Below are 13255 nucleotides of genomic sequence, written 5' to 3'. Positions count from 1 at the left end.
ACAGCAAATATAATTATTAATATAGTTTACAAATAATTATTGCGGTTAGATGTTCTTAATATTATTCAAGTTCACTTTCGTAAAATATATTTTTGATTTAATAATGTTTATATTTAGGGAGGTCAGATTAAAACATTTTAATAAATACCGTATTTGTGAAAGTAATCTGTACTTCTTGCTATACAGATTATCACAGAAGTTGATTTGGAATATATTGAACACATTTAGTTTAGAGTAAAAGGAATTATATTGATCTATTTTATTTAAATCTATCTTCCTTTGGCAAACAGGCCAATCAAATGACTAACAGTGATCCAACTTTTCGCAATGAAGGAGATAATCTTATCGTAAATTTTTTCGCTATAACTGTATTGAATGATATGAAATTTCAAGAGAAACAAACATTTTGGAGTTGGTGGATGATCGTCTTAATGATTTTTTTGCTACTATCTACAGTAAATTATGATGTAGTCAATATATTCAAAGGTGATTTTAGTAAAATGAATTTCAATCCAGCATTTTGGATCGTAGTAGGTATCATTATTTTATTTTCTTTTATAAACTTAAAAACGACTATAAATGAAGAGGGAATAGCTATCCAGTTTTTCCCATTTCTACTAAAAACCAAATTGATTCTGTGGTCGCAACTAGATGATTTGTATGTTAAGGATTATAATCCCATCGCCGATTATGGCGGCTGGGGATATCGAAATGGTAGCCAGGGCAAAGCTTACAATACAAAAGGGTCAGTCGGTTTACAATTAATATTTAAAGATGGATCTAGACTTTTAATTGGTACTCAAAAAAAAGATGAATTAATCCGTATTGCCATCCAAGTAAATCAAGAGTTTCTTAAAAATCCCAGTGAATAACATTTTACTATATCCGGCTGCTTATTTGTTCTAGGAGAGCTTATTGCTATTCGCTCATTTGATTGTCAATATTCAGTTTAGATTCGTGGAAGATCGTATATCGACATAATAAATTTTATACCAAATTCGCTGATATTGGTGGTTTTTATTTCATACAGGTCTTGCGTTTCCCCGTCCCAGCATTTCATATTGATCGTATATTTTAATAAAGCATTATCATGGCTTGATTTTGGTATTAGTTCTGTTAGTAAAAGTAGTTTCATCTACTTTATTCATATTTTATTACAAAGAATGGTTAAAGATATAATTAGTTTATTGCTTTTATTGTTGAGTACAATAACTGTTTATTCTCAAAATTTTGCTGGAAGTTGGACAGGAATTCTAAAAGTTGGCAATTCAAATTTGAATTTTGTTATTCATTTGTCGCAAGAAGGAGGTCTATGGAAAGCTAAAGCAGATAGTCCCGATCAAGGAGCCTTTGGAATCCCTGCACAAGCTCATATAAGTGGCACTGGCATCGAAGTTATTATTCAAGGCGGTATCACGTATATTGGTAAAATGGAAAAGGATGATCTGATAGGCGGAGAATTTCAACAAGGGGCATTTCGAGCCAAATTAGATCTTTCCAAAAAAGGAAAAACCCCCACGGTTACTCAGGTAATTAAATCACAACGCGTAACACCCCCTTACGATTATGATACTGTAGATGTCAATTTTAGGAATAAATATGATGATGTGCTTCTTAGCGGTACTTTGACCTCTCCAAGGCAGAAAGGTAAGTTTGCGGCAGTTGTTTTAGTGACAGGAAGTGGTCCTCAAGATCGGAATGAGACGCTAATGGGACATGAACCATTTCGTATATTATCGGATTTTTTAACAAAAAACAATATTGTTGTACTTCGATATGATGATCGTGGTGTTGGACTTTCAAAAGGAAGTTTTATAAATGGGACCATCGAGAATTTCAGTAAAGATGCTATGGCTGCGATAGATTTTTTAAAGAAGAGACCTAATGTCGATCCCAGTAAAATTGGTATTATTGGACATAGTGAAGGAGGTTTAATAGCCGAGTTATTAGCAGGGCAAAAGCTTCCATCGCTTTCATTTATAGTTTCTTTAGCAGGACCAGCGATACCAATTGATTCGTTGATGATCTCCCAATTATATCGTATAGGCAAGGTCGCTGGTATGACAGATCTCGCTTTAGCTCATGCGCAGGAAATCAATAGAAAGAATTTTGAAATTGTTAAGAGTAAGAAACCTCACCATGAAGCGATGGCAATGATTCTTGATAACATGAAAATTGATCCCGCACAATTGAACTCCGCGAGCAAATTCGAGCTTGAGACACTTTTGTTACCATCTTATCGGTATTTCATGCGCATAGATCCGGTTCCTTTTATTAAGAAGATCACAGTACCTGTTTATGCCGCATTTGGCAGTCTTGATGTGCAAGTACCAGCTGAACAAAATTTAAAGAGTTTGAAATCGAACTTACCCGCTAATCCGAAAACTGTTTTAAAAGAGTATGAAGGTTTAAATCACTTATTTCAAAAAGCAAATACTGGCGCAGTGTCTGAATATGAACAAATCAGTGAAACGATAAATAATGAAGTTTTATTAGATATTGTAAAATGGATTCACGGTTTAGGTTAATGGACGACTGAATGTATTATTTGAGTGACATCCCATCAAATTTATTAAAAATACGATAACGTTGTAAATTGCTATTTTCGAATATAGAAGCCCCTTTATGTGGTCTCTACAATACATTTTAGTATATTTCCGCCTCTATAACTTTTCTTTGCAATTCAATTAGGTTTATATCTTTGTCTATACACTTGCTCCATATAAGATGGAAAAAGATTTAATAAAAACCTTTAATAATATATTATGAATTTCAAGGCAGTTATTACTTTAACTTTCTTAACAATTTTAGCCGCTATAGTTTCTGCAAGAGAAATCATACCTTTTAATCAGGAATGGGCTTTTAAAAAAGGTCCCTTCACTAGCGATGTATTACAATATGGGACTATTTTCTCAGGCCCTTGGCAATCTATTACCGTGCCACATACATGGAATGCAAAAGACATGCAGGTTCGCAATGATCGATTTACATCTAATGAAAAATTTTATGTGGGAGATGCTTATTATCGCAAAACTTTTGTTCCTGAATCCTCATGGGATGGAAAGCGAGTTTTTATAAAATTTGAAGGTGTCAATACCAATACCGAAGTTTATCTTAATAATTCACCATTACCCGTAAAGAAGGAGAAAGGTAATATGGTGTATGATGGTTCAGTGATTAATGGCAATTATCAAATTGTTGGTCGGCATCAAGGTGGTTATTCGGCCTTTGTGTTGGAGTTGACCAATATGCTGAAATTCGGAGTGGAGAATGAGATTCTTGTTAAAGTAAGCAATGAAGCGACTCCACAAGTAATTCCTGTTAATCATACTTTATTTCCTATGTATGGAGGTATCTATAGACCTGTACAACTCATTGTAACAGACAAAATCAATATTGCAGTTTCAGATTATGCTTCTTCCGGGATATATATCAGTCAAAAGGAAGTAAATAAGAAAAGTGCTGATATCACTTTAAAGGTTAAATTAGAAAATAAAACTCCAGAAATGCGAGATGTGCAAATCGTATCAACGATTTTTGAGCAGGGTGGAGCAGTAAAAGTAAAAGGTGTAAAAAAACATCGCTTACTTCCGCAGGGAAGACAAGAGGTCGTTCAAGATATTAGAATAACAAATCCACGTATGGCAAGGCTTAGACGATCCCTATTTGTATAAGGTAGTCACACAGATTATGGATGGAAATATTATTCTTGATGAAGTGGTTCAGCCATTGGGAATTCGCAAATTTGAACTGCGTACAGGAGAAGGCTTCTTTTTAAACGGTGTTAAATATCCGATGTATGGTGTGACACGTCATCAAGATCGATGGGGAAAGGGCTCTGCTCTATCAAATGCAGATCATGATGAAGATTTGGCTATTATAAAAGAAATGGGAGCAACCACTATTCGATTAGCTCATTATCAACAATCGGATTATTTTTATGCAAAATGCGATAGTATAGGTTTTATTGTTTGGGCAGAAATTCCATTTGTCAATCGTGTAACAACATTAGAAGAAGCAAATGCTAAGCAGCAGTTGACAGAACTTATTAGGCAAAATTATAATCATCCCTCTATTTATATCTGGGGATTACACAACGAAGTTTATACACCCAATGCTTATACCATAGAATTAACAACAAAATTGAATGACTTGGCTAAAACAGAAGATCCATATCGCTATACGGTTCAAGTGAGTGGTTATAATGTCATTAATCATGCTGTAAACAATAACGCAGATGTACAGGGTATCAACCATTATTTTGGATGGTACAATGGTGTTATCCGTGATGTAAATAAGTGGGCGGATCAAATTTCAAAAGATTTTAAAGATTATAAAATAATTTTTTCAGAATATGGAGCCGAAGCAAATCCCAACCACCAGCAAGAGGTTGTTGGAGATGTCGGTAACCAATGGGCAAATCCTGCATTTTTTCCTGAAGAATTTTCAACCAAGTTTCATGAAATACATTGGGGAACGATAAAGAGGCATCCCATCTTTCTAGCTTCCTATCTCTGGAATACATTTGATTTTGCTACACCAATAACCGCGTTAAATGTTGAACCGAGAAACTATAAAGGATTAGTTACATTCGATAGAAAATTAAAAAAAGATCCATTTTATTGGTATAAAGCTAACTGGAGCAAACAACCGGTACTTTACCTGACTCAACGTCGTGTTGTGGAAAGAGCCAATGAGGTTACACCCATAACTGTTTATTCCAATATCGGAACACCAACGCTATGGGTAAATGGTGTAGAGATCAAAAACTATGTTATGGGAGAAACAGATGTGCATTATATCTTTCAAAATGTTAAATTAAGGGAGGGAGACAATATCGTTCAAGTGAAGGCATCAAAAGGGGAGGCGCAATTGGAAGATAAAATCACATGGCATTATTTGAAGCAAAATCCTAAGGCAATTAGTAAAGACGGCCCAACTGACAATAAAAATGAACATATAGGATTATAATAAAAGGGCTTTCAAAACCCTTTTATTATTTTAAGGCGTCATTAACGACACCGGCAAAATTTTACCATTATAGTATTGGTGTCCATTTTGAGCAAACTCTGCAATATATCTGCCCATTTCAAAAGCCAGTTTTCCCGCCTCTACGCCAGGAAAAGCGGTTTCAAACATCTCTGTTTGTGCAGAACCCAATGCAAGACAATTGACTCGGATACCCATGGTCTTAAATTCTTCTGCTAGACACTCTGTTAATACCGCCAATGCCGCTTTGCTAGAAGAGTAGGCCGCCAAACCGCTGAATTTGGATGAGCCCTGAAATCCACCCATACTTCCAATATTAAGGATATGGGAACCTGCAGGCATTAAAGGAACGATGTTTTGAATCATATTGGCATGAGCCAGAACATTCGTTTGAAACATAGATGCAATATCCTTCAGTGAACTATCCATAAAAGGTTTATTGATCAATATACCTGCATTGTTGATCAGAATATCAACATGGTCAAACTTTGATTTGATAAATGGTACCAAAGTTTGGTAATCATCAAATACGATATCGAATTGAGCAGGATATAAATTGCCCCCATCAAAGTTTAAATCCGATGCAATCTCGTGCAATCGCTTTAATTTATCAGCCGATCTAGCTAGGGCGATGACATTGTTTTCTTTTTTAGCTGTAAGATCTAATACTGCTTCAAATCCAATACCACTGCTTGCGCCAGTTATTACAATATTTGCCATAATTTCTTAATTTAATCTTCACTTTGAGATTCTTCTACCTCTTTAACAGACGGCAGTTTGTCAGTTCCTAAAGCCGAGGGATGAAAAATATAATATGAACCTGTAAAGGCCATAATTGCCGATATAATATAAAACAATAAACTAATCAAAACGGCCAAATGCGAGTCGAGATGAAAGAAATTGGCTCCCCACATATATACAAGCTCCCGCATACCTAATCCTCCGACAGAGAATGGGATGATTGCTACTAAGGACGAAGCAAGAAAGAGAAACAAATAGGGCGAAAATTTGCCTTCAAAACCCAAAGCATATAAAATCATTATCGCAGACAACACCTGCATAGACTGCACACCTATTGCTTTGCAGTGCGTTTTGATAAAATTTGATTTAAAATCAGGAAAAAATTTCCCAACAATAAAATAGTAGAGTATTGTACCCGCGATAAATCCAGAAATCGTTAAATAATTAGGGATATTTAGCTGTGGCATAAAAATAACCAGTGCAGCAATAATAAGACATAACGCCCAAAGACCACTTAAACGATCAAAGAATAATGCTCCTAATAGCTTTCGGCCCTTAATATTATATTTTTTACGAAGAAAATATATTTTATAACCATCTCCTCCGACACCTCCAGGTAAAAATAGGTTGTAAAATAAGCCTAATTGATAGAGCTTGAGGTTATATCTTTCCGAAACATTTAGTCCAATTGCTTTAAGGAAACTAAGTAATCGAGAAGAAGATATTAAAATTGAAGCTCCATAGGCTAAAAATGCGAGGAGAAGAAAAATCGGATTAGAATTGACCACTGCATCCTTTAAGTCATCAATAGAAACCTTACTAAATACCCAATAAAGTGCAGCAATAGTGACAACAACTTTAAGGATATTCTTAACTATTTTCCAGAGTAATTTTTTATTCATTAGCTATGAAGTCTACGCAATGACTTTCTAAATTAGTTGTCAAAGATATTAATTTGGTTAAACTTATCGTATTATTTATATTAAGCTACTAATGGGTATATACGGGAGTATAAAAGAATTAAGTATATCAGTAGAAATATTGTACATAAAGAGAATTGCCAATTGATATCAACTCTTAAATATTTGTTTTTTAGCATGAATATAAGTAGTACGACGAAAATTATAAAAAGTAGTGCAGGCGCAACAATAGCCATTTCATTGGGAAAAGCAATATGTTTAGCATCTAAACTAGATTGAGCTCCTTTATTTGACAAGATAGGAACAGATGCAAGAGCTAAAAGCAAAACAAAGATACGTAATAGTGATTTTGCTACAATCTTACTAATGGTATGATTTTTGGATGTCTCAATCATGATTTGTTGTTATATTTACAGCAAAAATACAATAAGTAACTATAAAATTAATGAATATGAATCGAGTTCTTTTATCTATCACAACTCTTATGCTGAGTTTGTTTGTTTTTTCGGCTTGTAGTATGCAGCCAAAAGGAGCAACATCTAGTTCTTCATCAACTGCAATGTCTTCAGGTCCTAGTGCTTCAGACTGGAAAGGCGCTGTTAAAGGAACTTGGATATTAAATACTATTGACCGCGAAAATTTACCTGCTTCTTATACGATTAAAAGCGTATTTGAAGAGGCACCGGCAGAATGTTTTATCGGTAGTACATGGGTTTTACCAAGTAACGGGAAAGGAAATATTTCTTTCTCTGCAGATGGTAAATTATGTGCTCCAGGAGCTTCTAGAGATATAGTTTGGTCAATCTACAATCCCGGTAAGAATAATGGAGAACCACAATTTCAATTCAAAAAAATCTATGCTGGAGATAAAGCTAAAAATGTAGTCACTGGTTATCGTTTGGATTTATCTTATTCAGATGCAAATAAATTAGTGATGCGTATGCCAGTTACCATTTCTAGTGGTGAAGCTTACTTGGTATTCACTTTTTCTAGAGTTAATTAAAAGATTTTTTTTATATAAATTGCTAAAGCTATAGGAAACTATAGCTTTATTTGTTTGAAATAGTATATCTTATGTATTTTAATAGTAGCAATTCAAGTGAAATATCTATATTTCACGGAATTATAAGGGATGCTATTCGAATAGCCCTAGGTTTAGAAAATCGACTGTATGTATACGATTTAACATCTCATCTAAGTCTGGAGAGAATGAAGCCACATATTCATCACGATACGGAGACCAAGGATGTCGTTGCGACCGAGTCTATCATTACAGTGCGGGAATTTATTAGACTTACCTTTGCCGCATTGGGAATAGAAGTAGAATTTTGTGGTAAGGGACAGTTAGAAAAGGGTGTTGTAATTGATATCGATGAGGAACAGTTGAGTTTGTTGAAGCTGGATAAGGACAATATCAAATTTGGACACACGGTTGTTAAAGTTTATGACAGAAATGCTGAACCTTCTACTCAAAGCCCAGTAAAAAATGACATTAAAAAAGGACATTATACAATTCATGATCCCAAAAAAAACGATGTGGAAACATTGATTAAAAACTTGGTAATGATAGATTTAGAAATCATGAAGAAATAAAGATAATGGATAAATGTCATCTGTCATTTTTATGATCTTGTTATCTACCTATCGCAATAGAACATATTATTTTTTTAATAGCTACATAATTTGAAATTGGAATAATATTTGTGGTACAATGGTATCTACAGGACGATACAATAAGTCTAATAAAAAATGGAATTCAAGTGTAATGGAAACTGAATTAGTAAAGGGAAATAAACAGGAAGAAATAAAGAAAAATACCTCAAAAGTTTATTTTTTTATAATAGCAATAGCTGCGCTTATTGTTACCAACGTTTATTTCTATGTTAAGTTTAAATCTTCAGGAGAAAAAGTGTACGCACTAACCGTTGAAAAGGAAAATCTTGAGGTTGAAATTGATCGTATCGAGGCAGAGCTAGATAAAATGAAAATTGAAAATGTTCAGTTATCTCCACCTTTAATAGCAAAAGAGCAAGATGCAAGAAATAAAATTGTTGATTTACGAGCCAAATTAGCTAGAAAAGAATTATCTCAATCAGATATTGATTTTGCTCAGTCAACAATTACATCACTTAAAAGCGATGTTGCCTATTTTACATTAGATGTCAATCGCTTAATCCAAGAAAATAAGATTTTGGCAGAAAAGAACAGTTTATTGCAAAAAGAAGTTTCTGCCTCCTCGACTAAAATTACAAATCTAGAAAGTTCAAATAGCAAATTAGCCTCAAAGGTTAATGTAGCTGCTGCTCTCAAGGTTTCTAATATTTCAGTATCTGGCCTTCAAGAAAAGCGTAATAATAAAGTAGAAGTAGAAGAACGTGCAAAGAGAGTAGATAAGTTAAGCATCAATTTTACAATTGCAGACAATACGCTTGCAAAGATTGGAAATAAAGATGTTTTTGTCCGTGTTATCGATCCACAAGGAAACTTAATTGTTAATGATGAGAATAATACCTTTTTTGCCCATGGTGAGAAACTTCAATATACTTTTAAGCACAATTTAGAATTTACAAATCATGGAGAAGAATATGCGTTGTATTGGAATGATGATAAGAAGTTTGTAAAAGGAGCTTATACAGTACTCTTATATTGTGATAACGCTATCATGGGAAGGTCTACAGTGGTCTTAAAATAGGCTAAAATAAAGATACCATCTAAGGATGTACCTTGATGGTATATGGTCAGAAATAAAAGAGGAGCTCAAATACAAGAGCTCCTCTTTTGTTTCTAACCATAGCTTATCTGAACTAGGGTAATAGCGAGTGCGCATATTTACTTCCTCTTATTAGATATGCTTAAATTTAGGTATTGAAATTTGAAATGTTGTTCCATGTTCCTCTATAGATTCAAATTGAACTGTTCCCCCCATTGCCTCAATTGTTTTTTTAACAAACACCAATCCTAGTCCAGTACCAGAACTCTTGGTCGTAAAATTAATCTCAAATATTTTAGAACGCATTTCTTGAGGAATTCCTGATCCATTATCTTTTATTTTAATGATGTAATCATCCCGATCACCATCAGTAATACTAATATCAATTTTTATTTTTCTCTTACCAAAACCCGCTTCAATGGCATTTTTCAGAAGATTATTAAAAGTTCTCATCATTTGATCTCGATCTCCTTCTACAAAGAGATAGGCATCATTTGTTTGATTCATTAATCTAATTTGAGCTTGCGGATTCTGTATATAAACTCCAATTGATTTATTTATTTTTTCCAATAAATTGATCTTCTCATATTTCGTGTCTGGCAGTTTCGCAAAAGCCGAGAATTCTTTAGCAATATGTGTCAAACTATTGATTTGCTCAATGAATGATGCTGAAATACGTTTAAATCGTTCTTCAAATTTCGGATCATTGTCATAGTATGATTTGGTTAGCTGTTGAATACCAAGCTTCATAGGAGTTAGCGGATTTTTGATTTCATGAGCCACCTGTTGTGCCATTTCTCTCCAAGTAGATTCCCTTTCATTATCCTTTATTTTATTCGCATAATCCTCTAGTTTTAATATCATGAGATTATATTCTTTGATGAGAGCGCCGATTTCATCATTTCGCTGCCAAAATAAAGGTTCATTCTGTTGTCCCAAATTTGTTTGCGCCAATTTTTTACTAATTAAACTTAGTGGTTCAGTGATTTTATTAGCAACGAAAGCTGCATAAAATCCAAAACCAATAATAATCAGCGAATAAATATTGATAAGTGTATTTAAAAGAAGATTTTTATTTAAGTTATCATCCTTTTGAGCATTGAAATTTGGAATAGCCAGGTATGCAATAGTCGCATAATTTTCATCTCTAATAGTGGCATAACTGGATTCATATCTAAAGTCACCTACACCTTCTTTCTCTATCGTCTCTGATTTTTTTAAAAGTGATAATTTTCTAAATGCATTCGGATTCATGAAGGTTGATAAGATATTAAGGTCATAAATCTTGGGTTGCGAACTGTATAATAAACGACCCGATTTAGAGTACAGAGAGAAGTCTTTTGATAGCGATTCGGATAATAACTTCAAATAATAAATTAGTCGATTCTCCCTTTCTTCAGCAGAATTTGTGGTACTAATGATACTTTCTAGCCTTTTACTAATATCTGTAACCGTTTTTTCTCTTTCCAAAGTATTGTTATAGGCTAATTGCATATTAATACTGACAAACGATATGATACCAGATATCAGAATTGCCAATATAATTGAAGAAATAAATAGCGTTTGAATTCTAGAGCTATATTGTATGCTATTGACTAAATATAAATAATGATATTTAATACTTCGAATTTTAAACGACTTGTTTTTAAAAATATTTGAACCATAAGTGATCGTATTAAAGATTGAAAAAAAGATAAATATGACCAAAAATAAAAATGAAGCGGTCGCCAAATATTCCCAAGCTGTCTCTTTTGGATTGCTAACCAAAAATGTTGTATGACTATTAGGTCTATACAACACATGAAAATAGTTGTCCTTACCATCCATATTAATATATTCACCAACTTTTTTAGGATAATCATGATCATGACTTGGATAATTGTATTTTCCATATTGGGTGACTAGATTTCCATCTTTATAGAGTGCTATAGAGCTATTACTAAATGATTCGACCTCCATATTATTTAATCTCGAATCAACCAGTATTTCGGGATAAGGTAACGCATAATTAAACGACCTGTTTTTTAGATTGAGGTAGAGAGAGACTGTATTGTGAGCATCTATAGGAAGGTTTATGATTGAAAAATACTCATGTGTTCCTAACTCACTATTCAAGCGATAGAAGTTATTACTTATTTTTAATGAATTTTTTATAACCTTTTCCCTGTACTCTTCTACTTTATTATTCTTATACTGAGCAAGTTCTTTATTATTATTATAGTAGAATCCCATAAATTCATATCTTGAAAGGTATCCACCAAGATATTTTTGCTCGATATATTCATTTATGGTTTGAGTATTGGTATTAGGTAAACTGATTTTGAATAAATGTTTTAACTGTTCATCTTTCAGTATATCTTTTTCAATTTCTGTATAGAGTGATATAGCATTAATGTCATCCTCCGCTTCTAGATTACTAATAAAAAGCTTCATATTATCCACTTTTTTCATTTTAAAATAGTGACCATGATAAACGGAGCAGATGATCGATAAAAGGATGATAACGATGATATGAGTTGCTAATTTGAATTTTGATTTTAATAAGGAATTGAAAGAGCGTATCAGTATAATTACAGCAAGTAAAATATTGACCAATCCATTATTTTCTCTCAATACAGTGCCTACGATAATAAATATGATAAGGGAAATCAGATGGATATTGAGAAGTACTGTATCTGATATTTTAAGCTTTCTAATCGTAGAAATCACAATATCAATATACAGTGTTAGCGTCATCAAACTGAAACACATGATAAAAAGATCAATCCAAGTGAATGTATTTAATTCAACCAGTTTAGTAAAATCAACAGCCGTAGTGGGAGAATGTGTAACCAGGGTACCTAATGTTCTATAAAGAAGAGTAAAGAAGAAGTATATGCTCAGTATGGAAAACAAGGTAAAACATACCTTTAAAAATTTACTTTTGATATATTCAGCAAAAAGAAATTTACTTTTTATATTGTATAAAAATAAGGTAAAAAGGAAAATAAAGAAAGTTGTAACCAGTAAACCCCAGATATTGGGAAACAAATAGTTATATGCATAATTTTTTGGATTGAAAATCCCTAGATTAGCATGAATACTGAGCCAATCAGAGTTAAGATCTATAAAACGTAATGTCACCAGTGCTGTAAAGTATAAAATTACTCCAAGTATTACTTTACCATTATTAACCAGTAGATTCGCAATATTATGGATGAGCGTTATAAAGCATATGGCTGCCAGAATCCACGATAACGTTTTTAAGACACTAAATAAATTCTGAACCTGTCCCGATTTTAATTTAATGGAAAACAGATACGTTTTATCCTTGCTGTATATATTTTTAATATTTCCACTATCGTTATAATCTGCAATTTCAATATTATTACTTTTAGAAATTAAGGGTGAAAATGCTTTTGTGAAATATTCATTATTGATATTAAAATATTTCTTGATCGTCACATAAGCCAAGACGGTCGTATTGCCAATCTCCTTTTTCTTAACAATGAATGTTCGATCATTTGTTGTAATATAATTAACGGTATTTTTTAATCCACCATCTGTGAGCGGTACGAATATATTAGAACTCCACAGCAATAATTCATGATTTTTAAATATAAAGAGCGCGATCCCTTCCTCTTTATCATATTTTTCAAGGATATGGTAAGATTGTTCTGGATATTTCTCCGCATTTTTAAACGTTTTTAAAACAATAGGATCTGCAAATAAGTGTTCAATCAAATCTTCCTTTTCATGAATTTTTGATTCAAGGTTTGCTGTTTCAAAGTTTAGAATATCCTTACTCGAGATCGATTGTTGTAAAGTAATAGCAGTAACGATAAAGCTTAACGTCAGCAGTATAAGTAAAAGTCTTATTTTAGAGGATACTGGCACTATATAATCTGTAAATTGA

General features: G+C 33.0%; 10 protein-coding genes. 7 read left to right on the top strand and 3 right to left on the bottom strand.

Going from position 1 to position 13255, the window contains the following annotated elements:
• Positions 1-299 precede the first annotated feature (299 nt).
• The 4 genes from B3P23_RS17190 to B3P23_RS17175 all read left to right on the top strand — a co-directional run bounded on the left by B3P23_RS17190 (position 300) and on the right by B3P23_RS17175 (position 4971).
• The gene (locus B3P23_RS17190) at positions 300-872 is read left to right on the top strand and encodes a hypothetical protein (RefSeq protein ID WP_260947296.1); all 573 of its coding nucleotides are present in this window, start codon (positions 300-302) and stop codon (positions 870-872) included.
• Between the two features lie 291 nt (positions 873-1163).
• Complete coding sequence (locus B3P23_RS17185; protein WP_293928402.1) at positions 1164-2528, top strand: alpha/beta hydrolase family protein; 1365 nt, start codon at positions 1164-1166, stop codon at positions 2526-2528.
• 237 nt (positions 2529-2765) lie between these two features.
• Positions 2766-3674, top strand: a complete 909-nt coding sequence (locus B3P23_RS17180) for a sugar-binding domain-containing protein (protein ID WP_293928401.1) — start codon at positions 2766-2768, stop codon at positions 3672-3674.
• Positions 3675-3690: 16 nt separating this feature from the next.
• Positions 3691-4971, top strand: a complete 1281-nt coding sequence (locus tag B3P23_RS17175; RefSeq protein WP_293928400.1) for a glycoside hydrolase family 2 TIM barrel-domain containing protein — start codon at positions 3691-3693, stop codon at positions 4969-4971.
• Between the two features lie 30 nt (positions 4972-5001).
• On the opposite strand, the gene B3P23_RS17170 is transcribed toward B3P23_RS17175, so the two are convergent.
• Positions 5002-5709 carry an SDR family NAD(P)-dependent oxidoreductase gene (locus B3P23_RS17170; protein ID WP_293928399.1) on the bottom strand — a complete coding sequence of 236 codons (708 nt, stop codon included), beginning with the start codon at positions 5707-5709 and terminating at the stop codon, positions 5002-5004.
• Between the two features lie 11 nt (positions 5710-5720).
• Entirely contained in the window at positions 5721-6632 is a 912-nt protein-coding gene (locus tag B3P23_RS17165; RefSeq protein ID WP_045754629.1) for a lysylphosphatidylglycerol synthase transmembrane domain-containing protein, read from the bottom strand.
• Positions 6633-7101: 469 nt separating this feature from the next.
• Here B3P23_RS17165 and B3P23_RS17160 point away from each other — a divergent pair, with 469 nt between their 5' ends.
• The 3 genes from B3P23_RS17160 to B3P23_RS17150 all read left to right on the top strand — a co-directional run bounded on the left by B3P23_RS17160 (position 7102) and on the right by B3P23_RS17150 (position 9342).
• Positions 7102-7653, top strand: coding sequence for a lipocalin family protein (locus B3P23_RS17160; RefSeq protein WP_045755613.1), 552 nt, complete (start codon positions 7102-7104; stop codon positions 7651-7653).
• Between the two features lie 206 nt (positions 7654-7859).
• Positions 7860-8243 (top strand): hypothetical protein, encoded by a 384-nt coding sequence (locus tag B3P23_RS17155; RefSeq protein ID WP_293928398.1) that lies wholly within the window; start codon positions 7860-7862, stop codon positions 8241-8243.
• A 172-nt stretch (positions 8244-8415) separates the two neighbouring features.
• Entirely contained in the window at positions 8416-9342 is a 927-nt protein-coding gene (locus tag B3P23_RS17150) for a hypothetical protein (protein ID WP_045755612.1), read from the top strand.
• A 150-nt stretch (positions 9343-9492) separates the two neighbouring features.
• On the opposite strand, the gene B3P23_RS17145 is transcribed toward B3P23_RS17150, so the two are convergent.
• Positions 9493-13236: a sensor histidine kinase gene (locus tag B3P23_RS17145; protein ID WP_260947285.1), complete on the bottom strand. Its 3744-nt coding sequence runs from the start codon at positions 13234-13236 to the stop codon at positions 9493-9495.
• Positions 13237-13255: the final 19 nt, after the last annotated feature.

It is taken from the genome of Sphingobacterium sp. UBA6320 (assembly GCF_002440335.1).
Taxonomy (GTDB): domain Bacteria; phylum Bacteroidota; class Bacteroidia; order Sphingobacteriales; family Sphingobacteriaceae; genus Sphingobacterium.
This window is presented reverse-complemented; position numbering and strand designations above follow the sequence as displayed.

Bases quoted from the DNA above. Each gene is read 5' to 3' on its own strand.
- B3P23_RS17190 (WP_260947296.1), top strand. From the start codon at position 300: ATGACTAACAGTGATCCAACTTTTCGCAATGAAGGAGATAATCTTATC.
- B3P23_RS17185 (WP_293928402.1), top strand. From the start codon at position 1,164: ATGGTTAAAGATATAATTAGTTTATTGCTTTTATTGTTGAGTACAATA.
- B3P23_RS17180 (WP_293928401.1), top strand. From the start codon at position 2,766: ATGAATTTCAAGGCAGTTATTACTTTAACTTTCTTAACAATTTTAGCC.
- B3P23_RS17175 (WP_293928400.1), top strand. From the start codon at position 3,691: ATGGATGGAAATATTATTCTTGATGAAGTGGTTCAGCCATTGGGAATT.
- B3P23_RS17170 (WP_293928399.1), bottom strand. From the start codon at position 5,709: ATGGCAAATATTGTAATAACTGGCGCAAGCAGTGGTATTGGATTTGAA.
- B3P23_RS17165 (WP_045754629.1), bottom strand. From the start codon at position 6,632: ATGAATAAAAAATTACTCTGGAAAATAGTTAAGAATATCCTTAAAGTT.
- B3P23_RS17160 (WP_045755613.1), top strand. From the start codon at position 7,102: ATGAATCGAGTTCTTTTATCTATCACAACTCTTATGCTGAGTTTGTTT.
- B3P23_RS17155 (WP_293928398.1), top strand. From the start codon at position 7,860: ATGAAGCCACATATTCATCACGATACGGAGACCAAGGATGTCGTTGCG.
- B3P23_RS17150 (WP_045755612.1), top strand. From the start codon at position 8,416: ATGGAAACTGAATTAGTAAAGGGAAATAAACAGGAAGAAATAAAGAAA.